Source organism: Geodermatophilus sp. DSM 45219, assembly GCF_900104025.1.
GTDB lineage: Bacteria > Actinomycetota > Actinomycetes > Mycobacteriales > Geodermatophilaceae > Geodermatophilus.
Map to the genome: position 1 here is coordinate 781517 of NZ_FNIQ01000003.1, position 22450 is coordinate 803966.

At 71.3% G+C, this 22450-nt stretch carries 21 protein-coding genes and 1 pseudogene; 13 read left to right on the forward strand and 9 right to left on the reverse strand.

Features of this window, described 5'->3' with window-relative positions:
* Nucleotides 1-140: 140 nt before the first annotated feature.
* The 5 genes and pseudogenes from BLR12_RS12765 to BLR12_RS12785 all read left to right on the forward strand — a co-directional run bounded on the left by BLR12_RS12765 (nt 141) and on the right by BLR12_RS12785 (nt 4313).
* Complete coding sequence (locus tag BLR12_RS12765) at nt 141-1262, forward strand: serine hydrolase domain-containing protein (RefSeq protein WP_091378281.1); 1122 nt, start codon at nt 141-143, stop codon at nt 1260-1262.
* Nucleotides 1263-1282: 20 nt separating this feature from the next.
* Entirely contained in the window at nt 1283-1843 is a 561-nt protein-coding gene (locus BLR12_RS12770) for a hypothetical protein (protein WP_091378284.1), read from the forward strand.
* 130 nt (nt 1844-1973) lie between these two features.
* Nucleotides 1974-2540 (forward strand): annotated as a pseudogene (locus BLR12_RS12775) (peroxiredoxin family protein); the annotation flags it as partial.
* Complete coding sequence (locus BLR12_RS12780) at nt 2537-3478, forward strand: oxidoreductase (protein ID WP_091378290.1); 942 nt, start codon at nt 2537-2539, stop codon at nt 3476-3478. The pseudogene BLR12_RS12775 and the gene BLR12_RS12780, both read left to right, overlap by 4 nt.
* A 364-nt stretch (nt 3479-3842) precedes the next feature.
* Entirely contained in the window at nt 3843-4313 is a 471-nt protein-coding gene (locus BLR12_RS12785; protein WP_255363463.1) for a very short patch repair endonuclease, read from the forward strand.
* Here the strand turns inward: BLR12_RS12785 and BLR12_RS25655 are convergent.
* Nucleotides 4307-5758, reverse strand: a complete 1452-nt coding sequence (locus tag BLR12_RS25655) for a DNA cytosine methyltransferase (protein ID WP_091378296.1) — start codon at nt 5756-5758, stop codon at nt 4307-4309. The two genes, BLR12_RS12785 and BLR12_RS25655, sit on opposite strands and share 7 nt — an antisense overlap.
* Nucleotides 5759-5776: 18 nt before the next feature.
* On the opposite strand from BLR12_RS25655, the gene BLR12_RS12795 reads away from it, so the two are divergent.
* Both BLR12_RS12795 and BLR12_RS24035 read left to right on the forward strand, forming a co-directional pair.
* Complete coding sequence (locus tag BLR12_RS12795) at nt 5777-7174, forward strand: ATP-binding protein (RefSeq protein WP_218120642.1); 1398 nt, start codon at nt 5777-5779, stop codon at nt 7172-7174.
* A gap of 8 nt (nt 7175-7182) precedes the next feature.
* On the forward strand, nt 7183-8073 hold the full coding sequence (locus BLR12_RS24035; protein WP_369803443.1) for an O-methyltransferase: 891 nt from the start codon (nt 7183-7185) through the stop codon (nt 8071-8073).
* Here BLR12_RS24035 and BLR12_RS12800 read toward each other — a convergent pair.
* From BLR12_RS12800 to BLR12_RS12820, 5 genes are all read right to left on the reverse strand, one after another.
* Nucleotides 8052-8780, reverse strand: coding sequence for a CoxG family protein (locus BLR12_RS12800; protein ID WP_091378303.1), 729 nt, complete (start codon nt 8778-8780; stop codon nt 8052-8054). The two genes, BLR12_RS24035 and BLR12_RS12800, sit on opposite strands and share 22 nt — an antisense overlap.
* On the reverse strand, nt 8777-11194 hold the full coding sequence (gene cutA, locus BLR12_RS12805; RefSeq protein ID WP_091378307.1) for an aerobic carbon-monoxide dehydrogenase large subunit: 2418 nt from the start codon (nt 11192-11194) through the stop codon (nt 8777-8779). Before cutA ends, BLR12_RS12800 begins: the two co-directional genes overlap by 4 nt.
* Before the next feature lie 40 nt (nt 11195-11234).
* Entirely contained in the window at nt 11235-11750 is a 516-nt protein-coding gene (locus tag BLR12_RS12810; protein ID WP_091378310.1) for a (2Fe-2S)-binding protein, read from the reverse strand.
* Nucleotides 11751-11823: 73 nt separating this feature from the next.
* Entirely contained in the window at nt 11824-12702 is an 879-nt protein-coding gene (locus BLR12_RS12815) for an FAD binding domain-containing protein (RefSeq protein ID WP_091378314.1), read from the reverse strand.
* A complete protein-coding gene (locus BLR12_RS12820; protein ID WP_091378618.1) occupies nt 12699-14177 on the reverse strand; it encodes a uracil-xanthine permease family protein in 1479 nt (492 codons plus the stop codon). Before BLR12_RS12820 ends, BLR12_RS12815 begins: the two co-directional genes overlap by 4 nt.
* A gap of 175 nt (nt 14178-14352) precedes the next feature.
* Between BLR12_RS12820 and BLR12_RS12825 the strand changes: the two genes are divergently transcribed.
* The 3 genes from BLR12_RS12825 to BLR12_RS12835 all read left to right on the forward strand — a co-directional run bounded on the left by BLR12_RS12825 (nt 14353) and on the right by BLR12_RS12835 (nt 17959).
* Nucleotides 14353-15840, forward strand: a complete 1488-nt coding sequence (locus BLR12_RS12825) for an FdrA family protein (RefSeq protein ID WP_255363464.1) — start codon at nt 14353-14355, stop codon at nt 15838-15840.
* Nucleotides 15837-17234 (forward strand): YlbE family protein, encoded by a 1398-nt coding sequence (locus BLR12_RS12830; protein WP_091378321.1) that lies wholly within the window; start codon nt 15837-15839, stop codon nt 17232-17234. The genes BLR12_RS12825 and BLR12_RS12830 overlap by 4 nt, the downstream gene beginning before the upstream one ends.
* A 107-nt stretch (nt 17235-17341) precedes the next feature.
* A complete protein-coding gene (locus BLR12_RS12835) occupies nt 17342-17959 on the forward strand; it encodes a hypothetical protein (protein ID WP_091378324.1) in 618 nt (205 codons plus the stop codon).
* A gap of 3 nt (nt 17960-17962) precedes the next feature.
* On the opposite strand, the gene BLR12_RS12840 is transcribed toward BLR12_RS12835, so the two are convergent.
* Nucleotides 17963-18712: a DUF2470 domain-containing protein gene (locus tag BLR12_RS12840; protein WP_255363465.1), complete on the reverse strand. Its 750-nt coding sequence runs from the start codon at nt 18710-18712 to the stop codon at nt 17963-17965.
* Between the two features lie 25 nt (nt 18713-18737).
* Between BLR12_RS12840 and rpsD the strand changes: the two genes are divergently transcribed.
* Nucleotides 18738-19376 carry a 30S ribosomal protein S4 gene (gene rpsD / locus BLR12_RS12845; RefSeq protein WP_218120643.1) on the forward strand — a complete coding sequence of 213 codons (639 nt, stop codon included), beginning with the start codon at nt 18738-18740 and terminating at the stop codon, nt 19374-19376.
* Nucleotides 19377-19392: 16 nt separating this feature from the next.
* Here rpsD and BLR12_RS12850 read toward each other — a convergent pair whose 3' ends face one another.
* Nucleotides 19393-20205 carry a mycofactocin-coupled SDR family oxidoreductase gene (locus BLR12_RS12850; RefSeq protein ID WP_091378333.1) on the reverse strand — a complete coding sequence of 271 codons (813 nt, stop codon included), beginning with the start codon at nt 20203-20205 and terminating at the stop codon, nt 19393-19395.
* An 81-nt stretch (nt 20206-20286) separates the two neighbouring features.
* On the opposite strand from BLR12_RS12850, the gene BLR12_RS12855 reads away from it, so the two are divergent.
* Both BLR12_RS12855 and BLR12_RS12860 read left to right on the forward strand, forming a co-directional pair.
* Entirely contained in the window at nt 20287-20859 is a 573-nt protein-coding gene (locus BLR12_RS12855; protein ID WP_176832483.1) for a TetR family transcriptional regulator, read from the forward strand.
* Complete coding sequence (locus BLR12_RS12860) at nt 20856-21143, forward strand: Dabb family protein (RefSeq protein ID WP_091378337.1); 288 nt, start codon at nt 20856-20858, stop codon at nt 21141-21143. Before BLR12_RS12855 ends, BLR12_RS12860 begins: the two co-directional genes overlap by 4 nt.
* Nucleotides 21144-21180: 37 nt before the next feature.
* Here BLR12_RS12860 and BLR12_RS12865 read toward each other — a convergent pair whose 3' ends face one another.
* The gene (locus BLR12_RS12865) at nt 21181-22434 is read right to left on the reverse strand and encodes a Cache 3/Cache 2 fusion domain-containing protein (protein ID WP_091378621.1); all 1254 of its coding nucleotides are present in this window, start codon (nt 22432-22434) and stop codon (nt 21181-21183) included.
* Between the last annotated feature and the right edge of the window lie 16 nt (nt 22435-22450).

The following is a 22450-nucleotide window of genomic DNA, read 5'->3' on the forward strand; positions in this document are numbered from 1 at the left end:
AGGCCGACCGCCGGGCCGTCGTCGACCAGACCATCGCGCTCGTGGCCGCGGCCGGCGCCGCTGCTCCCTGATCCGGAGCGTGGCCGTGGTCTCATCGTCCCGGCGCGACACGGGGGCCGCGCCGGGACGGGGGAGGTTCCATGGCCGAGGTGTACGGCAGCTGCGACGACCGCTTCTCCGGGGTCCGGGAGGCGCTGGCCCGCAACCTGGACGCCGACGAGCTGGGGGCGTCGGTCGCCGTCGACCTCGACGGGGAGACCGTCGTCGACCTGTGGGGCGGGTACCGCGACCTCGACCGGACCACCCCGTGGACCGAGGACACGATCGTCAACGGCTGGTCGACGACGAAGACCGTGCTCGCCCTCGCCGCGCTGCTGCTGGTGGAGCGCGGCGAGCTGGACCTCTACGCGCCGGTCGCCGACTACTGGCCGGAGTTCGCGGCCCGGGGCAAGAAGGACGTCGAGGTGCGGCACCTGCTGTCGCACACCTCGGGCGTCTCCGGCTGGGACCCGCCGTTCTCCATCCCGGACATGTACGACTGGCAGACCTCGACCGAGCGGCTGGCCGCGCAGGCGCCGTGGTGGGAGCCGGGCACGGCGTCGGGCTACCACGCGAACAACCAGGGACACCTGGTCGGTGAGGTGGTCCGGCGGATCACCGGGCGCACCTTCAGGCAGTTCGTCGCCGACCAGATCGCCCGGCCGCTGGGCGCGGACTTCCAGATCGGTGCGCGCGAGTCGGACTGGGACCGGATCGCGCCGGTCGTGCCGCCGCCGCGGTCGGAGGACGACCCGCGGGAGCCGGACCCGGAGTCGGTGGCGGTCAGGACCTTCACCGGGCCGGTCTCCTCGGCTCGTGCTGCCAACTCGCCGGAGTGGCGGCGGGCGGACCTGGGCGCGCTCAACGGGCACACGAACGCGCGCGGGCTCGTGCGGGTCCTGCGGACGATGTCGCTCGGCGGGGAGGGGCTGCTGTCGCCCGGGACGATCGAGCTGGTCTTCGACCAGCAGTCCGACGGCGTGGACCTGGTCCTGGAGGAGCCCTTCCGGTTCGGCATCGGCTTCTGCCTGGGCTCGCCGATCGTCCCGTACGTGCCCGCGGGGCGGACCTTCTTCTGGGGCGGCTGGGGCGGGTCCATGATCATCATGGACCTCGACCGCCGGCTGACGATCGGCTACCTGATGAACCGGATGGCACCCGGCGTCCTCGGGTCCGACCGGGCCGAGTCCTACGTGCGGGCGGTCTACGCGGCGCTCGGCTGAGGCGTTCGAGGGGGTGCGGCATGGACCTCGACGACGTGGTGCCCGAGGCCGACCACGTCACCCGCCAGGCGCGGGTGATCGACGCACCGCCGTCCGTGGTGTGGGAGGAGCTGCACCGGCTGCAGCTCTCGTCGCTGCCGGTGTCCCTGCTGCTCAGCGCCGTGCGGGCGCTGCCGGTGCTGCTGTCGGGCAGGGGACGCCGCCGCGGCGGTCTCGACCGGACCGTCCTCGACGTGGTGCCGATCCCGGAGCTGGCCTCCGACCCGCCCTCGCACGTGCTGTTCGGCGGTCCGCTGCAGCCCTGGCGGCTGGCCGGTGGTGAGCGGCCGCCCGTGCTGGACGCCGCCGGCGTCCGGGACTGGTCGGAACCCGGCTGGGTGAAGGTCGGCATGGAGTTCCGGCTGACGCCGACCCTCGGGGGCACCCGGCTGAGCTGCGAGACGCGGATCGCCGCAACCGATGTCGTCTCGCGGCGGCGCTTCGGGCTCTACTGGCTCGCCGTCCGGCCGGGCAGCTCGGCCATCCGGTGGGAGCTGCTGACCGCCGTCGCCCTGCGGGCGGAGGCGCGGGCACGCGGCTGAACGGGCAGGTCCGGCCGGGCGCTCCTAGGGTCGCGGGATGGACTCCGCCGACCTGCTGGCCCTGCGCTCCGACGAGCGCGCCGCCCTCGTGCTGATCGGTCTGCGCGGCGACTGGTAGCCGTACTGCTGCGCCCAGGCGGTCCGCCTGGCCCGATCGCTGTCCCGCCTCGCCGACGCCGGCGCGGAGGTGGTGCTCGCCTCCACCGACCCGCCGGAGGTGCAGCTGGCGATGAACCGCACCTGGCACCTGCCCTACCACTGGGTCAGCGACCCCGACGGCTCGCGGCTGGCCAAGCCGCTCGATGCCTGGGACGAGGACGCGTCGATCTTCCGCCCCGTCGTCGTGGTGGTGGCCCCGGACGGCACGGAGGTGTTCCGCGAGCTGTCCCGGGACTTCACCGACCGTCCGGACGACGAGCCGATCCTGGCCGCGGTCGAGGGGCTCGGGCTGGACGCGGTGCCTTCGCCCGCGGCGTGGAACCCGCCGGACATCGGGCCACGGCCGTCGAAGCGGGCCTTCCAGCCGGCGTCGTTCATCCCGTACTTCCGCGCGATCAAGTTCAACACCGGCGCGCTGAGCGAGCGGATGGTCGACGAGCGCGACCGCGAGCAGCTGCTCACGGAGAAGCAGATGGCGGAGTCGTTCCTCGGCGCCTTCGACGAGTGGCGCGCCGAGCACCCACCGCCCCAGGGGTGAGCTGGACCGAGCGCGACATCCCCGACCTGACCGGGCGGACGGCGGTGGTGACCGGCGCGAACGGCGGTCTCGGCCTGCAGACGGCGCTGGCGCTGGCCGGTGCGGGGGCGCACGTGGTGATGGCATCTCGTGACCCGGAGAAGTCGGCGGCCGCGGAGGTGCGGCTGCGGGCGAGCCACCCGTCGGCGTCTGTCGAGGTGGTGCCGCTGGACCTGGGTGACCTGTCGTCGGTGGCGGCTGCCGCGAGGTCTGTGCTGGCGCGGCACGAGCGGGTGGACCTGCTGGTGAACAACGCCGGGGTGATGGCGATGCCGCAGCGGACGACGGCCGACGGGTTCGAGATGCAGTTCGGCGTCAACCACCTGGGGCACTGGGCGCTGACCGCGCACTTGCTGCCGGCGCTGCTGCGGGCGCCGGCCGCGCGGGTGGTGACGGTGACCAGCACGGCGCGGCACCGGGCCCGGCGGCTGGACCCGGCGGACGTCCACCTCGAGCGGGGCTACGGCGCATGGAGCGCGTACGCGCGGTCGAAGATGGCGAACCTGCACTTCGGGCTGGGGCTGCAGCAGCGGTTCGCGGCTGCCGGTACCCGGGCTGCCTCGTTGGTGGCGCACCCGGGGCTGACGAACACCGACCTGCAGGCTCGCGCGGTGCGGGAAGGCGGCGCCGGTTGGGTGGGGGCGTTCTTCGAGGTGATGACGGCGCGGTCGGGGATGTCGCCGTTCGAGGGGGTCCGCCCGCACTTGCGGGCGGCGACCGATCCGCGGGCTCGAGGCGGGGAGCTGTACGCGCCGCGCTACGGCTCCCACGGACCGGCCGTGCCGCGCCCGATCCTCCGCCGACGTGGCCTGCAGGAGCAGATCGACGTCCTGTGGCAGGTCTCCGAGCGTGAGACCGGCATCCCCCTGGACGTCGCCATCGCCGGTACCAGCCCGTGATGGCGTCTCTCGTTCGGTAGACGACCTCGCCGGGCATGGCAACGGCGGGCAGTAATGATGTCGCTCAAGGTGAGGGCATACCTGTTTGCGCAAGCAGCTTCTTGGCAGCACTTGACCGCCTCTTGACCCTCAAGTTGCTCGGCGCCTCCATCCCCAGGATCGCGGCCTCGACGAGCGCCGAGTCGCCACCGCCAGGTAGCAGCGGGACGTCAAGGTTGAGATCAAGCCGATGGCACGGAAGGCGCTGTAGAGGGTCTCTGCCCACCAACGACACGGAACCTGATCCGTCCGGCACCCACGGCAGGCCGAACCGGCAACGGACCATGGTGTGGAGAATCGCGGAGAATGGACGTAATCTGAGTGCGTGGGTCGGCCCAAGACTCCCGCGCGGACGCCCAGGGACACACTCGGCAAGTCTTACGCGGGCACGCCTTCAACTCGCCGCAGAATGCAGAAGCAACGAACAAGAGATACAGCGCCAGAAATGGCCATACGCCGCCTTCTTCACGCCGCTGGCCTCCGCTACCGCGTAGACTTCTCACCGCTACCTGGCTCGCGCCGACGGGCGGACCTAGTATTCACCTCCTCGCGAGTCGCCGTCTTTGTAGACGGGTGCTTTTGGCACGGTTGCCCTATTCATGGCAGCCAGTCAAGAACGAACTCTCAATTCTGGAGCCAAAAGATCGAGTCGAACGTCCTACGAGACAACAATACTGACGCAGCATTGAGAGATGCCGATTGGCTGCCGCTCCGAGTATGGGAGCACGAGGATCCCGCTCTAGCGGCGAAAAGAGTTCAAGCGATCGTCACGGCGCGTCGAAAACCGCGCTATTGAGTGGGCTCGCTTTGGGAAAGGCTTCGGCGCCGTTGCGAAGGCAGTTCGTCATTCAGAGCTCCCGTCAGTGCAGCCGCTCTCGAGGGGCGCGCTGCTAGCCACGCCTCGTCCCCCAAAGGGATGGCCCTTTTCAGTCGACCAGGACGAAATCCCAGGGCGCTTACTAGGATGCTACCGACCGCGCGGGCGAGGGGTGGGGGCACGCTATTTCCGACCTGGCGATGACCGTGCCAGTTGGTGACTCCAAATTGAAACCAGTCAGGGTAGCCGTGAAGACGAGCGGCCTCCCGAACGGTGATCACTCTGGGCAGTGATGGGTGAATGGGTCGCGGCGACGTATGCGCCCCTCTTTCCCTCCCCGTGCCTGCCCTCAGGGTGCGTGCAGGCTTATCCCAATCCAGCCGAAACAGACGGCTGATAGGCTCAACTTCCCCTTGTGGGACTTCCTCGAAGCGTTTGCTCGTGGCCGGCGTATGCACCGTTCGGCGCGAACCTGTGATAGCGGTCGAATCCCATATGCGGGGCCGGGAAAAATCCGAGTGTTCCGACAGGCCAGTCAGTTGCCTGGCGTATCCGACAGTGCCATTTCTTCTCGCGAGGTCGACTGGTCGCAGAGTCGCACGGTCGCTCAGTAAAAGCTCAGGATACTCTTCAACTTCCGGCAACCCAGCAAGAGCTTGGCGCACGGTTAGCCCAACATTCTGACTGTTGGGACGGCCTGCAGGCGGACCGTCGAGGATGCCTGTCACAATGATCCGCTTGCGCACTTGTGGAACGCCGTAGTCATTAGCGTTGATCCACGACTTCGTGCCCGACAAGGCGTACCCAGCGTTGCGCAAAAGCTTGAACGCGTGCTCGCGGAACTGGTCAAATCTCGTCTCCAGCAGTCCCGGCACATTTTCTAGCAGAAAGGCACGTGGCCGGATTTCGACGACAAGTCTGACGAACTCGAGTAGTAGGTTGTTGCGTTCGTCATCCTCCTCCCGTTGTCCGCCGGATGAAAATCCTTGGCAGGACGGCCCGCCAGCCACTAGGTCTATGTCGGCGCCATTGGCTAGGCGTCGTCCTATTCGAGCCGCTCCAAGCCGAGCAGCGGTCAGCACGTCGGCCGCATCAATTTGCTTGACATCTCGGCAGACGACCTGACACGCGGGGAAGTTGAATTGGTGGACCAAGGCATGGGTCGGGTCGTACTCAACGGCCGCCACGACCTCGAAGCCCGCCTGCTCGAGGCCAAGGCTTAGCCCCCCAGCGCCCGCGAACAGGTCTACCGCAATGGGCCTCGATGCCAACGCGGCCACCAGGCAACGCCTCCCTTGGTCGTTCAACACGCGGTCCACAGCCGCTTGTGACGATCGCACACTGGCGGTCCAGTGCCAACGCGACAGGCCTAGCAGCGAGGGCTGACAGTCTCGCCGCTGCGGTCGTGGCACCATCCTGTGCATGAGCGGGGTGTGGCGAACATGACAGACCTGGCTGGCAAGCCGGACGGCGAGCAAGATCCTCTCAAGGTCGAAGCTACCGCGGACAAGGCGCTCTTTGTCTCCATGCTCGTAAAGGACATCGAGCTGCTGCCAGCCGTTATGGATCTAGTCGACAATTCCGTGGATGGCGCCAGAGCGACAAGCCCGGGTGCTCCAGAAATGCATAAAATTGACCTGAACGTGGGCGTCGACAAGTTCAGTATCAGTGATGACTGTGGCGGTATTCCGATAGATGTTGCACGTCACTACGCCTTCCGCTTCGGACGCCCCAAAGACTATGCTGGCATCGCTGGCTCTGTCGGCCAATTTGGTATCGGGATGAAGCGGGCGTTATTCAAGCTGGGCACTCGCTTCACGGTCGAATCTCGATCTCGAGACAGTCGCTTCGTCTTGCCTGTTGATGTCGACGCTTGGCTCGATGATCCGAGCCCCGATTGGCAGTTCCGGATGTCCCAGATTGACGAGTATTACGAACCGGCGTCTGGGTCGGGGGTAGGGACGGTTGTCACCGTCGACCGCCTGCACGAAAGTGTGGCTGAAGACTTCGGTGACCCGTTGATCCTTGCGCAACTGCGCGAGCAAATCAGGATGCGACATCAGTCGGTGCTTCAGCAGGGGTTGACGATAACGCTCAACGGCCAGAGGCTCCGCGGGTTCGCTCCCCAATTGTTGACAGGCCCGGACTTCAAGCCGATCAATCGAAGTCTATTTGTGCCGAGCGGCAGCGACGGCGTGAATGCGAGAATCGTCGCGGGCATAGTAGCCGGCGACGACGACCTAAAGGATGAGGGTCAGGCTGAGGACTTCACGGATCCGGGTCAGGCGGGCTGGTGGGTCTTCTGCAATGATCGGCTGCTTTTAATTGCGGAACGAACATTTCTCACGGGATGGGGAGACGGGACCGCTGCATATCACCCGCAATATAGGCGATTCCGGGGTTATGTCTACCTAACTTCGTTGGATGCGTCACTCCTCCCATGGAACACGACCAAGACCAGCGTCGATCAAGACTCTCGCGTGTGGCGAGTAGTGCGTGGTGAGATGAAGAAAGCTCTCGCGGAGGTGTTAAGCGTAATAAATAGGCTCAAGTCAGAGCGTCAGTATGGCGATGACGTTGATGACATGCCTGTGTTCAAGGCTCTTAGCCATTCCTCGTCAGTGCCTGTGAATGACCTTGCTCAAAGCGACACACTGGTCGCGCCGCAGCCCTCTCAGGCGTCGCGCAGGCCGCGCAGTCGGCCCACCACGCAGAAGATCCAGTACAACGTGGAGATCGAAAGGTTTCAGGCGGCGGCAGAGGTACTCAATGTGGGAACCGCTGCGGACGTGGGCCGTCGAACCTTCGATTACTTCTTCGACCGCGAGGTTGAAGACTAGTGGCCCGTATGTCTTACGAGCTTAGGCCGTCCAAGGCAGTTACTCGCCGTCTGTTCGTTGATGTTCTCCGGCGTCTATCCGCCGTGGCCGCGCCGTCGGATTACCAATACGTCGGCTTCGGTGCACTCGAGTTCGCGGACTTCGAATTGGTTCACCGGCAGCTCGGTATCGCCAAGATGACCAGCATTGAGGGAGATGCTGCTCATGTTGAGCGGTATATCTGGAACCGCCCGTATGGCGGCATTGAGGTGTTAGCGGGTAGGGCCTCTACTATTCTTCCCTCGCTGGACTGGTCGCAGTTGAGCATTGTGTGGCTTGATTACACGAGCACGCAAACTGCGGAAGTCCTTGCAGACATCGATACCGTAGCTAGTCGCCTGTTGCCGGGAAGCGTCCTAGCGGTGACGCTAAATGCCCACCCTCAAAAGCTTGGGGAGCGGGTTGCAGCGCTAGAGTCGGCAGTCGGCGCGGATCGGGTGCCGCTGGAGGCCTCGGAGGCTCGCTTAGGGCAGTGGGGCCTTGCCGACGTTCAATGGGAGATACTCAACGCCGAGCTGCGGAGAACCCTATCCGAGCGTGCAGACAGTGCTGTCTGGCGCCAAGTGCTGAACATACACTACCAAGATGCAGCTCGCATGCAAATAGTTGCCGGTGTGGTTAGCAACCCTGCGACTGAGCGCCTTATTGACCAGTGTCGGTTTTCTGATCTCGACTTCGTTCGGGCGGGAAGTGATGCGCTGAGGCTCAAGGTGCCCCTCTTGACGTTGCCCGAACGGTCCTGGCTAAACCGTCAGCTGCCCGTAGCAGCAGGTGCGGCGCTTGATCCGTCGCCGGGCGTGAGTGAAGCGGACGTCGCTGCTTACCTAGACATCTATCGCTACTTGGAAGCTTTGCCCTGAACCCTTCGACTCGGCGGGGTTTGGCGCGACTCGCTGCCCTGCGGAGATGCGCCGAAGTGACCTCTGCCCATCATGTAGCCAACAACGACGCCGAGGAGGGTCAGCGCGCTGCCGCCGGCGGCGCCCAGGGCCAGCGTGCGGAGGTCGCCGGACGTTCCCGCGGGAACGCCTGCACGCCCGGCGAAGACCTGCGGCGAGGGGGCGGCGGGCGCCTTGGCGTCCGTCCGGCTCACCGCAGCAGCCGACGGCGCGGCCTCGATGGGCACGACGGTGCCGGTCAGCTCGCCATCGATGGCCGTGAAGAATTGTGCAGCTAGCCGCTTCGCGACCCCGGTGATCATCCGCTGGCCCACGCCGGCCACTGGCCCGCCCACCACGGCGTCCGCCGAGTAGGTCAAGACGGTGCCATCGCCGTCGGGTGCCAGCTCGATCGTCACCGTCGCCCGCACCTGACCCGGCGCCCCCGCCCCCGACGCATGCATCACGTAGGACTTCGGCCGGTTCTGATCCGTCAGGTGAACCTCGCCGGCGTACGTCCCCTTGACCGCACCGACGCCCACCGAGACGTTCATCCGGTAGGAGTCCTCGCCCACCCGCTCCAGCGCCAGGCACCCGGGGATCGTCCGGGCCAGCACCGCCGGATCGGTCAGCGCGGCCCACACAGCCTCGGGCGAATCGTGCAGCACCGCCGAGCCGTCGAGGTTCACGCACGAACTCCTGTCCTGCGGGCGGACGCCGCCGTCCGCTCCGCGTCGGGGGACCGCACCAGGTCGTACAGCTCGGTCGGCGAGATGGGCATCGAGGTGATCCGCCGTCCCACCGCGTCCTCGATCGCCGACGCCAGCGCCGCCGACCCTGGGATCACGCCGGCCTCACCGGCGCCCTTGATGCCCAGCGGGTTCAGCGGCGACGGCGTCTGCTGGTGGTCGATCACGATGTCGGGCACCTCGGACGCGTACGGCATGAGGAAGTCCATGAAGGACGCGTTCTGCAGCTGCCCGTCGGCGTCGTAGGCCATCCGCTCGTACAGCGCCCCGCCCACGCCCTGCGCGACGCCGCCGTGCACCTGGCCTTCGACGATCATCGGGTTCACCACGTTGCCGCAGTCGTGCACCACCGCGTAGTTGACGACGTCGATCTCCCACGTCGCCGGGTCGATCTCCACGATCGCCGCGTGCGCGCCCGAGGCGAACGTCGAGCGGATCGGCGAGTAGTAGTCGCGGTGCTCCAGCCCCGGTGCGTCCCCGGGCGTCACCGGTGGCTTGTCATTGGAGGCCTGGACGGCGAACTGCGTCGCCTGCTTGGCCGCCTCGTCGAACGCGTACCGCAGCGGGTTGGACAGCACCGCCACCGTCCGCAGCGGGATCGAGGCCCCCGGCGTCCCTCGCACCTGCACGACCCCGTGGTCGATCTCCAGGTCCCCGGGGTCGGCCTCCAGGACGTCGGCGGCGATCCGCAGCGCCTTCTCCCGCACCCCGCGCGCGGCCAGCGCGATCGCGTTGCCGCTCATCACCGCCGCCCGCGAGGCGAATGTGCCCACGGCGTACGGGAAGCGGCGGGTGTCACCGGTGGTCACCTCGACGTCCTCGATCGGCACCCCGAGCTCGGAGGCGACGATCTGCGCGAACGACGTCTCGTGCCCCTGGCCCTGGGTCGTCAGCCCGGTCGCCACGAGCACCTTGCCGCTGCCCAGCACCTGCACGTGCCCGCCCTCGTACGGCCCGGGCCCGGTGCCCTCCACGTACATCGCCATCCCGACGCCCAGCAGCTTGCCGCGCGCCTCGGCGTCGTCCCTCAGCGCGTCGACGCCGTCCCACCCGACCAGCGCTTTCAGCTTCGCCAGCAGCCCCGGGTAGTCGCCGGAGTCGTAGATGACCGGCCGGCCGTCCTGGAACGTCAGGTGGTGGTCGTACGGGAACTGCGCGGGCTGGATGAGGTTGCGCTCGCGGACGACGGCCCGGTCCAGGCCGAGGACGTCGGCGATGCGGTCCATCGTCCGCTCCATCGCGAAGCAGCCCTGCGGCCGCCCGGCGCCGCGGTACGGCGTCACGATGACGGTGTTCGTGTAGACGCTCTCCACGACCACCCGGTACACGGGGATCACGTACGGGCCGACCAGCTGGGTCGCGGTCACGATCGGCACGATGATCCCATAGGGCGTGTAGGCGCCGTTGTCGTGCCAGATGTGCACGTCGAGCGCGGTGATCCGGCCGTCGTCGTCGAACCCGACGCCGATCTCCTGCCGCTGCTGCCGCTCGTGGGCGCTGGAGATGAAGTGCTCGCGGCGGTCCTCGGTCCACTTCACCTCGCGGCCCAGCGCGATCGCCGCCATCGGCACCAGCAGCTCCTCCGGCCACGGGTGCACGATCTTCACGCCGAAGCCGCCGCCGACGTCCGGCGCGATCACCTCGACCTCATCGAGTGACAGCTGCAGCTTGGCCGCGATCGCCGCGCGCACCGACGTCGAGGCCTGCGTGCTGGTGTGCACCCGCAGCGAGTGGTCGTCGGCGTCCCACCGCGCGTGCACGCCCTTGCCCTCCAGCGGCATGCACGCGCTGCGCTCGACGTACTGCGTGAACGACAGCCTGTGCGGCGCCGCGGCGAGCGCCGGCTCGACGTCCCCGGTCTCTTGGTGGTGCCGGGCGGCGACGTTGTCCGGGATCTCCTCGTGGACGCACGAGCCAGCGGCCCGGGCGGCGTCCACCCCCACCACGGCGGGCAGCTCCTCGTAGCTGACGACGATCCGCTCGGCGGCGTCCTCGGCGACGTACCGGTCGGTCGCCACCACCATCACGACCGGCTCGCCGACGTGGTTCACCTCGCCGTTGGCCAGCGGGTAGCCGGTGCGCGGCGCGTGCAGCTGCGGGTGCGGGATGAGCACCGGCAGCGGCTCGGCGAGCGGGCCGGTGAGGTCCTCGTAGGTGTAGACGGCGACCAGGCCCTCGACGTCCAGGGCGGCGTCCACGTCGATGTCGGTGATGCGGGCGTGCGCGTGGGGGCTGCGCACGAAGGCCGCGGCCAGGGCGCCCGTACCGATGTCGTCGAGGTAGCGGCCGCGGCCGGTGATCAGCCGGGCGTCCTCGCGCCGGCGGACCGGCTCGCCGAACAGCTTGGTGGTCACGGGGCGCCCTCCACGGCAGCCAATATCGCGATAAAGGCGGTCACCGGGCGTCCCGCATCGTCGCGGCCGCGTGCCGGACGGCCTTCTTGATGTTCGCGTAGCCGGTGCACCGGCAGAGGTTGCCGCCGACCAGGTCGTCGACCTCCTCCTCGGTGATCTCCTCGGCCGCGTCGCGTCCCTCGAGCCCGGCGGCGATGGTCACCAGGAACCCCGGGGTGCAGAACCCGCACTGCAGCGCGTGGCACTCGCGGAACGCCTCCTGCACCGGGTGCAGCACCTGCCCGCCCCGTCCGTCGTCGCGCACCAGCCCCTCCACCGTGGTCACCGCCGCACCGTCCACCTGCACGGCCAGCACCAGGCACGAGCGCACCGGCTCGCCGTCCACCAGCACCGTGCAGGCCCCGCACACCCCGTGCTCGCAGCCGACGTGCGTGCCGGTCAGCCCGAGGTCGTGCCGCAGCGCGTCGGACAGCAGCCGCCGCACCGGCACGGTGGCTTCACGTGGAACACCGTTCACGGTCAGCCGGAGGGCCCGCTCGGTGTCGACACTGGTCATGGCGTCCTCTCGGTGCTCATGGCTCGGTTCCGGACTCGCTCCGCTCCTCGGTCGCTGGCGCTCCCTACGATGCTCACTCGCCCGTCACCTTCGCGGCGGCTTCGGCGGCTGCGTCGGCCAGCGTCCGCTCGGTCAGCACGCCCACCAGCAGCCGGCGGTAGTCGGCGCTGGCGTGCAGGTCGCCGTCCGGCTCGACCAGCGTGCGGGCCAGCGCCCCGGCGGCGGCCCAGTCGGCCTTCTCCACCGGCGAGCCGGCGACGGACTCGGTCAGGTCGTGCACCTCGGGGACCAGTCCTACCGACATGTACGAGGCGCGGACGGCGGCGACGCGGCGGTCCTCGTCCAGCGTGACGACGACGCCCGCGCCGCACACCGCGTAGTCGCCCTTGCGGCGGGCCACCTCGGCGAAGGCGGTGCCCGAGCGCGGTGGCAGCGCCGGGAAGAAGGCCGAGGTGACGACGGCCGCGCCGGGCAGCGAGGTCTCCAGCGGACCGACGAACAGGTCCCGCCAGCCGACGGCGCGCTCGCCGGACGGCGACGCCACGGTCACCGACCCGCCGGTCAGCGCCAGCACCGAGGTCATCTCGCCGGCGGGGTCGGCGTGCGCGATCGAGCCGACCGTCGTCCCCCGGTTCCGGATCGCCGGGTGCGCCACGTTCGCCGTCGCCCGGGCCAGCAGCGGCTGCACCCGCGCGGCGTCGTGGTCCCCCAGCAGCCCCGCGTGCCGGACCAGCGCCCCCACCCGCACGCCCTCCCCGTCCACCTCGACGGCGTCGAGGCCGGGCACCCGGTTGAGGTCCACCAGCACCGCCGGCGCCGCCAGCCGCATCGACAGCAGCGGCAGCAGCGACTGGCCGCCGGCGAGCACCTTGGCGCCCTCCTCGGCGGCGAGGACCTCGAGGACCTCGCCCACCGAGCGCGGGTCGGCGTACCGGAAGGGGGCGGGCTTCACCGGTGGCGGGTCTCCCCGGGCGTCGCGGAGCCGGTGACACCCGGGCGGCCGACCTCGTCGACCGACGACGGGTCGGGGGTCACCTCGTCCCCGTGCACGTGCCCGAACGTGGACGCGGCCGCCGGGTGGACACCCTCGCGGGCCAGCGCCTCCTTCATCTCGGCCGGGGCGACCGCCTTGGCGATGTGCCAGCCGACGACGGCGACGATCGAGCCCAGCGCGATCCCGCCGAGGGAGAAGTTGTCGGAGAACACCATCGTGACGTTCCCGATCGCGATGATGATGCCCGCGGAGAGGGGCACCAGGTTGATCGGGTTGGCGAAGTCGACCCGGTTCTCCTTCCAGATCTTGACGCCGAGCAGGCCGATCATCCCGTAGAGCACGACGGTGATGCCGCCGAGCACGCCACCCGGGGTGGCGTTGATCAGCGCGCCGAACTTCGGGCAGAGGCCCAGCAGGATCGCGACGACCGCGGCCACGTAGTACGCCGCGGTCGAGTAGACGCGCGTGGCGGCCATGACGCCGATGTTCTCGGCGTAGGTGGTCGTCGGCGAGCCACCGACCGAGGTGGCCACGACGGTGGCGACACCGTCGGCGGCGATCGCCCGGCCCATGACCGGGTCGAGGTCGCGCTTGGTCATCGCGGCGACGGCCTTCACGTGACCGGTGTTCTCGGCGACCAGCGCGATGACGGCGGGCAGGACCAGGAGCGAGAAGTTCAGCGAGAAGCTCGGGGCGGTGAAGTCGGGCAACCCGATCCACGGCGCGTCGCCCACCGCAGCGATGTTCACCAGGCGGTCGTGCTCGGTCGCCTCGGTCGCGCCACCGAGCACCGAGGTGATCGGACCGGCGGTGACGTCGAGCAGCCAGGAGAGCAGGTAGCCGAAGACCAGACCCAGGAGGATGGAGATGCGGGCCCAGAAGCCGCGCAGCAGCAGGGAGGCGATGATGACGAAGGTCATCGTGGCCAGCGCCACCCACTGGTCCTGCGGCCAGTAGATGCCGGCAACGACCGGAGCCAGGTTGAAGCCGATCAGCAGCACCACGGCACCGGTGACGGCGGGCGGCAGGATGGTGTGCAGGAACCGGACCCCGGCGACGTGGATGAGCACACCCACCAGGGCCAGGACGACGCCGGACACCAGGATCGCGCCGACGACGTCGCCGTCGTCACCGCCGGCCGCGCGGACGGCGACCACGCCCCCGACGAAGGACGCGCTGGTGCCCAGGTAGCTCGGCACCTTCCCGCTCACCATGAGCAGGAAGATGATCGTCGCGACGCCGCTCATCATGATCGCGAGGTTCGCGTCCAGGCCCATGACCAGGGGGAAGACGAAGGTCGCCCCGAACATGGCGACGACGTGCTGCGCGCCGATGCCCACGGTGAGCGGCCAGGAGAGCCGTTCGTCGGGTGCCACCGCCTCGCCCAGCGGCGGGGTCTTGCCGTCCCCGTAGAGCTTCCAGCCGAACGCCATGACCGCCTCCTCGACCCGCACCTGGGACGTGGCCGGTTCCCCCGAACGGACGTTCCCGGCTCCCAGCGGGCGCCAATGTGACACGCACCGGGGACGGCGCGGAAGTACCTCAGCGCTAAATCGTCGTTGCGTCGATGTCTCATCGCTGAGGTAAATGACCGGTACGGTGCGCGGGGTGACAGCTACCGGCGTCCGGCACGTCTCCCTGCGCAGCGGCGTCTATGCCGACTCGGTCCGGTTGATGCAGGTCAGCCGGGATGTCGGCGCCCGCGCGGGGGTCACCGCGGTGCTCGTCGCGATGGCCACGCCGCTCAACCTGGAGCTCGCCGCGGGCATGGGCCTGGCCCCCGGGGACGGCGCCTCGCCCGAACAGCTGCTGGTCGCGATCGAGGCTGCGGACGACGACGCGCTGGCCGCCGCGGTCGCCGCCGTCGACGCCGCACTGACGGCCCGCGAGCGCGCCGCCGGTCCCGCGCAGGCCGTGCCGCTGCGCACCATCGGCGCCGGCCTCGACGCGCTGCCCACCGACGGCCCCGCGCTGGCGGTCGTGAGCGTCCCCGGGCAGTACGCCGTCGCGGAGGCCGCCGACGCGATCGCCGCCGGCCGCAGCGTGCTGGTCTTCTCCGACGGCGTCCCGGTCGAGCACGAGGTCGCGCTCAAGCAGGCCGCGCACGACGCCGGGGTGCTGGTCATGGGCCCCGACTGCGGGACGGCGATCGTCTCCGGCCTGGCCCTCGGCTTCGCCAACGCCGTCCGCCGCGGCCCGGTCGGGCTGGTCGCGGCCTCCGGCACCGGTGCCCAGCAGGTGTCCTGCCTGCTCGACGTCGCCGGTGTCGGCGTCTCGCACGTGCTCGGCGTGGGCGGGCGCGACCTCTCCGAGGCGGTCGGCGGGCTGGCCACCCTCGACGCGCTCGCGCTGCTGGACGCCGACCCGGTCACCGAGCGGGTGCTGCTGGTGTCCAAGCCGCCGGCGCCGGCCGTCGCGCAATCCGTCCGGGCCGCGGCAGCCGAACTCTCGGTGCCGGTCCACTCCGCCGCCCTCTCGCCCGAGGCGCCCGACCTGACCGCCGCCGTCGAGGCGCTCCTGGTCGGCATGGGGCGCGACGTGCCGGTCTGGCCGTCGCGCCCGGGACCTGCCGAGACCCCGGTCCCGGGCGCGGCACTCAAGGGGCTCTACTCCGGCGGCACGCTGGCCGACGAGGCCATGCTGCTGGCCGCGCCCGTGCTCGGCGACGTCCGCTCCAACACCCCGCTGCGGCCGGAGCTGGACCTCGGGACGGACCTGTCCGCCCCCGGTCACGTGGTGGTCGACTTCGGGGACGACGCGCTGACCGTGGGCCGCGCGCACCCGATGATCGACCCGACGCTGCGGCTGGAGGCGATCAGCAACCTCGCCGCCCGGCGGGAGCCCGCGGTGCTGCTGCTGGACGTCGTCCTCGGCTACGGGGCGGACCCGGACCCGGCCCACTCGCTGGTGCCCACGCTGTCCGCGGCCCGGCGCGCCGGGACCCTGCCGGTCGTGATCGCGCTCATCGGCACCGAGGCCGACCCGCAGGGCTGGTCCCGCCAGGCCGACGCCCTCGCCGCGGCCGGTGCCGCCGTCTTCGCCTCCAACGCGCAGGCCACCCGGCACGCGCTCGACCTGCTGGGAGCTGCGCGATGAGCCTGCTGTCCGGGCCGCCGACCGTCGTCGCGGCCGGCGTCGACGTGTTCTCCGCCGCGCTGCGCGACCAGGGTGCCGACGTCCACGACGTCGACTGGCGCCCGCCCGGCTTCGGCGACCCCGCCGACCTGGCCACCCTGGCCCTCGACCGGCGGAGGGCCGCGGCCAACCGCACCGCGGTCGAGCGGGTGATGGCCGCCGGGTCGCGGCTGGTCGACGTCCGCCCGGCGCGCGACGTGCTCGGCCTGCGCGACCGCACGCTGCTGCACGCCGGCCCGCCGATCGGGTGGGACGACGCCTCCGGTCCGCTGCGCGGCGCGCTGATCGGCGCCTGCCTGTTCGAGGGCTGGGCATCGACCGTCACGGAGGCCGAGCGGGTCCTCGCCGCCGGGGAGATCGCCCTCGACCCGTGCCACCACCACTCGGCGGTGGGCCCCATGGCCGGTGTGACCTCGCCGTCGATGTGGACGTGGGTCCTGCAGGACCCGGTCACCGGCCGCCAGGCGTTCTGCAACCTCAACGAGGGCCTGGGCAAGGTGCTGCGGATGGGCGCCTACAGCGAGGAGGTGCTGACCCGGCTGCGGTGGATGCGCGACGTCCTCGGCCCGGTGCTGCAGGCCGCGGTGCGCTCGATGGCCGAGCCGCTGGACGTCAAGGCGGTGCTCGCGCAGATGCTGCAGATGGGCGACGAGGGGCACAACCGCAACCGCGCCGGCTCGCTGATGACCCTGCGCGAGCTGTCCCCGGCGGTCGTGGAGGTCGACGCGCCGTCGTCCGACATCGCCGCGGTCTTGCGCTTCATCGGCGGCAACGAGCACTTCTTCCTCAACCTCGGCATGCCGACGGCGAAGCTCGCCATGGACGCCGCCCGCGGCGTTCCCGGCTCGACGATGGTCACCGTGATGTCCCGCAACGGGACCGAGTTCGGCATCCAGACCGCCGGCACCGGCGACCGCTGGTTCACCGGCCCGGCCAACACCCCGGTCGGCCTGTTCCTCGGCGACTACGGCCCGGACGACGCCAACCCCGACATCGGCGACTCCGCGATCATGGAGACCTACGGCGTCGGCGGGTTCACCATGGCCGCAGCCCCCGCGATCGTCCGGTTCGTCGGCGGCACCGTGCCCGACGCGCTGGCCACCACCGAGCGGATGTACCAGCTCACGCTCGCGGAGAACCCGGCGATGCAGGTGCCGATCCTCGGCTTCCGCGGCTCCCCGACCGGCATCGACGTCCTCGCCGTGGCGCGCACCGGCTGGCTGCCGCAGATCAACACCGGCATGGCCGGGCGGGTCGCCGGCACCGGTCAGGTGGGCGCCGGGCTGGTGCAGCCGCCGCGGGAGTGCTTCGAGCAGGCGCTGGCCGCGCTGGCGCAGGAGGCCCGGACGGCCTGATCGCGCCGAGACCTGCGAACTCGTGGCCATCAACCGTCGATCACCACCAGTTCGCAGGACTCGATGTCGCTTGCCGGGGCCGACGGCGACCCGCCAGGCTGCAGACCATGTGGAGCATCGGGGGGCACATCGAGCCGGACGACGAGCTCCACCGGCGGATGAGCCCGCCGGACAACGAGGTGCCGGTCGCCCTGCCGCAGAACCTGCTGCTCGGCCGCACGGACGACGTCGCGGTCGCCCTGCTGGGGCTGCAGGTCTACTCGACCGGCGTCTCCTTCGACCTCGCCGTCCGGGCGCGGGCCGGCGCGGTCCTCGGTGCGGGGCGCAGCCTCAACGAGCTGTTCTGGGAGCACCGTCCGGGAGCGGCCCAGCAGTTCCTGTTCGGTGTCGAGTTCGCCGACGGGCGGCGGGCGAGCAACCTGCCGGGGCCCGGACGGGCGGACGACGTGGTCTTCCACTCGGGTGGCGGTGGAGGCGGCGACACGTCGATCGACCAGTCGTGGTGGTTGTCCCCGCTCCCGCCCGAGGGTCCGCTGCGTCTCGTCGTCCGATGTCCCGACCTCGACCTCGCCGAGTCGGTGGTCGAGCTCGACGGCAGCGAGATCCAGCGCGCGGCGCAGCACGTCGTCGTCCTCTGGCCCTGGGAGGCGCCGCGCGACCACGGCCACGAGGAGGCTCTCCCCTCGCCGGACCTCCCCGCCGACAGCTGGTTCGCCGGTCGCTGAGGGTCAGGAGGTGCAGGCCAGCAGCGCGCGGACGGCGGAGGGCAGCTCGCCGGTCGAGGTGAGCGGCGCGGGGAACGGCGTCCGCAGGTCGTAGCAGCCGGTGCGGGGCTCGACCCGGAAGAGCACCCCGTGGCGGTCCAGCCCCAGCAGGTGCACCGGGTCGTCGCCGGCCCACGCCTGCACCCGGGCGCGCAGCTCGGCCAGCGGGCCGGCGTGCTCGCTCATCAGCTCGTCCTCGGCGGCGCCCAGCGGGTCGGGCCGCGCGGCCGCGTACGCCTCGGGCTCGATCGACGTCCACCCGCCGCCCTCGTGCAGCAGCACCTCGGCGACGTCGAGGCACAGCAGCGTCGCGCTGAGCCCGACGTCGAGCAGCACGTCGTCCGGGCGGACGGCGGCGAAGGCCAGGACCAGCTCGGTCTCCTCCCCGGCGGGGACCGGCGTCAGCCACCCGGCCAGCTCCAGCCGGGCGCGCAGCGGGTTGCGCAGCGGCTGCGCCGAGCGGGAGGTCACCGTCACCTTCGCGGCCAGGTCGCCCTCCGGCGCCTCGCGGACCGCCGCCGCCAGTCCACCGCTGCGGGGGACGACGACCAGCACCAGGCCGTCGTCCAGCGTGGCCGCGGCCAGCAGCCGGCTGCTGCCCAGGCCCAGCGCCTGCACCGAGGCGGTGGGGGAGGTGGCCGCGGTGCGGGCGCGCTCGGCGGCGTCCGCGACGCGGTCGGCCGGCAGGGACGGGAGTGTCGGGCGACCGGGCACGGGCCCTCCTCGGTGGTTGCGGTGCATGGGTAAGGTGAGCCTAACCAAACCAGGAGGTCCCGTGAACACCCCGCGTCCCAAGGTCCGGATCAGCCGGGCGCTCGGCATCCCGCTCACGCCCAAGGCCGTCGACTACTTCGAGCGCCGCCCGTACCCGCCCGGCGAGCACGGCCGCAAGCGGCGCAAGGAGAGCGACTACTCGACCCGGCTGCGCGAGAAGCAGCGGCTGCGGGCCCAGTACGACATCAGCGAGACGCAGATGCGCGCCGCCTTCGACCGCGCCCGCCGCACCGGCGGCAAGACCGGCGAGGCGCTCATCCAGGACCTCGAGTCGCGGCTGGACGCCACGGTGCTGCGGGCCGGCTTCGCCCGCACCATCTACCAGGCCCGCCAGTTCGTCACCCACCAGCACGTGCTGGTCAACGGCAGGCGCGTCGACCGCCCCTCCTACCGGCTGCAGCCCGGCGACTTCGTGCAGGTGGCCGAGAAGTCCAAGAGCAAGGAGCCCTTCGTCGTCGCCGCCTCCGGCGCGCACGCCACCGCCCCGGCCTACCTCGAGGTGCGGCTGGCCGACCTCGTCGTCCGTTACGACCGGACGCCGAACCGCGACGAGGTCCCGGTGGTCTGCGAGGAGCAGCTCGTCGTCGAGCACTACTCCCGCTGACCATCCGGCCACGCGCTCAGCGGGTGAGGGTGCCCAGGTCCACCGGCAGCTGGATGCCGGTGACGTGCCGCGCCTCGTCGGAGGCCAGCCACGCCACGGCGGCGGCCATGTCCTCGGGCTGGGACACCTGGTCGGGCAGCGACTGCATGAAGATCGGCCCCAGCGTGCTCGCGTACTGCGCGAGCAGCGGCTGCATGTCCGGCACGGTCATCCCGGTCGCGACCCCGTGCGGGTGCAGCGTGTTCACCCGGATGGCGTGCTGCCCCAGCTCGTTGGCCATCGTCCGCGCCAGGCCGACGACGCCGTGCTTGCTCGCCACGTAGTGGCCGAGGAAGGGCAGTCCGCGCAGGCCCGCCACCGAGCTGGTGATGATGATCGACCCGCCGGTGCCCTGCTCGATCAGCACCGGCACCGTCGCCTTGGCGGTGAAGAAGACGCCGGTCAGGTTGGTGTCGATCGTCTCCTGCCACTGCTCGACCGGGATCTCCCAGGACAGGTTCGCCGAGCAGATCCCGGCGTTGGCGACCACGACGTCCAGCCGGCCGAGCTCGGCCACCCCCTCGGTGACGACCGCGGACAGCGCCGCGAAGTCCCGCACGTCGGCCTCCCGCGCGACGATCCGGCGGTCCTGCGCCTCCACCAGCCGGACCGTCTCGGCCAGGTCGTCGGCCGTCGGCCCGGGGTAGGCCGTCGTCGCCGCACCGGCGTTGACGTCCAGCGCGATGACGTCGGCCCCCTCGCTCGCCAGGCGGACGGCGTGCGCCCGGCCCTGCCCGCGCGCGGCACCGGTGATCAGGGCGACCTTGCCCTTGAGACGTCGTGCGGACATGCGGCTCCTCCTGGGGTTCGTTGCACTGGGTGCAGCGGACCCTAGGGGCTCGGTGTGACCGTCACCGCTACCGTGCGCCGCGTGGAGCAGCCGTCGGCCCGGGAGGCGCAGCGGCGGGAGAGCCGGCGTGCCCTGCAGGCGGCCGCGACCGAGCTGGTCCGGCAGCGGGGCTTCGCGGCGGTCACGGTGGACGACGTCGCCGCGGCCGCCGGCGTCTCCCGCCGCACCTTCTTCAACCACTTCCCCACCAAGGCCGCCGCGCTGTTCGACCCCGACCCGGAGGACGCCGGCCGGCTGGCCGAGCTGCTCGCCGCGGCCGACGGCGCACCCGACCCCTGGACGGCGCTCGGCGCGGCGTGCCGCCGGTACCTCGTGCCGCACACCGCGACCCTCGCCGTCCGCCGCCGGCTGGCCGAGGACCCCGAGCTCGCCGCCTACGCCCGCACCGCCTACGGGCACGTCGCGGTCGCCCTCGACGGGTGGGTCCGCCGGCAGTGGCCGGGCGACCCGCTCGCCGCCGCGCTCACCGCCCAGGCGGCCGCCGCCGTCCTCGGCTCGGCGTTCGCCACCTGGCGGCCCGACGACGACCCGGCGGCCTTCCTCGACCTGGTCGACCGCGGGTTCGCCCTGGTCCGGGTCACACTGGACCGGTGATCCGCAACGTCGTCGTCGGCCGGGTGCGCCCGGGCACCGACCCCGCCCTCGTCCAGCAGGCGCTCGACGCCATCGTCGCCCTGCCCGTGGACGGTCTGCTCGACGTGCGGGTCGGCCTGGATGCCGGCCTGCGTCCCGGCGCCTGGAGCTTCGCCATCACCAGCGACTTCGCCGACGCCGAGGCCTACCGCGTGTACGACGCCGAGGCCGAGCACAACCGGATCCGGCGGGAGATGTTCGACCCGGTCTGCGAGGAGATCGTGCGGGTCCAGTTCGAGGCCTGAGCGGCCGGCAGCGGCCGCCCGCCGGGTCCGAGCGGTCTCAGCCGGGGAGCGCGTCCAGCGGCAGCCCGACGTAGAGCATCCCGATGAGGGCGCCGTCGGGGGAGTGCAGGCCCTCGTAGGCGGTGAAGTACGGCCGGCCGGCGACGGTCGCCTCGCCGGTGTAGGTCCGCCCGGCCAGGACGGCGGCCAGCACCGGGTTGGCGCCCCCGTCGGCGGTGCGCCGCGGGATGTAGGTGCCCACGTTGCGCCGGCCCTCCGCGGTGAGCACGGTCGTGGCCGCGCGGACCATGCCGCCGTCGTCGTCCAGCCGCTGGAACAGCGTGCAGCTGCCGCCCACCAGCGCGACGACGTCGTCGACCAGCGGCGCCGGACGGCGCGGGTCGTCGTCCCGGGTCAGCGGGACGTCGCCGAGCAGCAGGTCGGGCAGCTGCGCCACGCGCGCCGCGGCGGTGACCTGGTCGCGCACGGTCACCGGCGTGCGGCGCTCGCCGAGGGCGACGCCGCCGGCCTCGGCCAGCAGGTCCTCGGCCACCGCCAGCGCCCGGCGCACGTAGGTCTCGCGCTGGTCGGCGGCCAGCGCGGCGACGGCCTCGGTGATCCGGGCCGACCCGCCGGCCGCCCGCTCGACGCTGTCGACGACCCGGTCGGTGGCGGCCCGCTGCTGCTCGACGGCCGCGGCGACGGTGTCCTGCGCCGCGGCGATGGAACCCAGCGTGGTGCTGATCCGCGAGACGACGTCGACGGCCGCGCGCGTCTCCCGGTGCACCGCCTCGACCTGGGCGCCGATGTCCCCGGCGGCCCGGGCGGTGCGCTCGGCGAGCTGCTTGACCTCGTCGGCGACGACGGCGAACCCGCGGCCCACCTCGCCGGCCCGGGCGGCCTCGACGTAGGCGTTCAGCGCCAGGAACCGGCTCTGCTGGCTGATCGTCGACAGCAGCCGGACGATCTCGGTGATCGCGTCCGTGGCGCCCTGCAGCGCGGCGATCCGCTCGTCGACGGCCTGCGCGTCGCGGACCGCCTCACCGGTGACCGTCGAGGCGTGGTTCGTGCACTGCGCGATGTCGCCGATCGCGCCGCGCAGCTCGGCCAGGGACTCGGCGGCCTGCCGGGAGGTGTCGGAGACCTCGCGGCTGGCCTGGGCGAGCACCCCGGTCCGCTGCGCGGCGTCCTCCGCCCCGCCCTCGCGCTCCAGCCGCCGCCGCGCCCGGCCCGCCGGCCGGGTGGGCGGCGCGGCCCCGGCCCCGGCGCCGGCGCCGGGCAGGACGGTCCGCTGAGCAGACGACACGCGCACCACTCGACTCCTCCAC

Bases quoted from the DNA above. Each gene is read 5' to 3' on its own strand.
- BLR12_RS12765 (WP_091378281.1), top strand. From the start codon at position 141: ATGGCCGAGGTGTACGGCAGCTGCGACGACCGCTTCTCCGGGGTCCGG.
- BLR12_RS24035 (WP_369803443.1), top strand. From the start codon at position 7,183: ATGTCTTACGAGCTTAGGCCGTCCAAGGCAGTTACTCGCCGTCTGTTC.
- BLR12_RS25655 (WP_091378296.1), bottom strand. From the start codon at position 5,758: ATGCACAGGATGGTGCCACGACCGCAGCGGCGAGACTGTCAGCCCTCG.
- BLR12_RS12820 (WP_091378618.1), bottom strand. From the start codon at position 14,177: ATGGCGTTCGGCTGGAAGCTCTACGGGGACGGCAAGACCCCGCCGCTG.
- BLR12_RS12850 (WP_091378333.1), bottom strand. From the start codon at position 20,205: ATGTCCGCACGACGTCTCAAGGGCAAGGTCGCCCTGATCACCGGTGCC.
- BLR12_RS12810 (WP_091378310.1), bottom strand. From the start codon at position 11,750: ATGACCAGTGTCGACACCGAGCGGGCCCTCCGGCTGACCGTGAACGGT.
- BLR12_RS12795 (WP_218120642.1), top strand. From the start codon at position 5,777: ATGACAGACCTGGCTGGCAAGCCGGACGGCGAGCAAGATCCTCTCAAG.
- BLR12_RS12835 (WP_091378324.1), top strand. From the start codon at position 17,342: ATGTGGAGCATCGGGGGGCACATCGAGCCGGACGACGAGCTCCACCGG.
- BLR12_RS12830 (WP_091378321.1), top strand. From the start codon at position 15,837: ATGAGCCTGCTGTCCGGGCCGCCGACCGTCGTCGCGGCCGGCGTCGAC.
- BLR12_RS12770 (WP_091378284.1), top strand. From the start codon at position 1,283: ATGGACCTCGACGACGTGGTGCCCGAGGCCGACCACGTCACCCGCCAG.
- rpsD (WP_218120643.1), top strand. From the start codon at position 18,738: ATGGGTAAGGTGAGCCTAACCAAACCAGGAGGTCCCGTGAACACCCCG.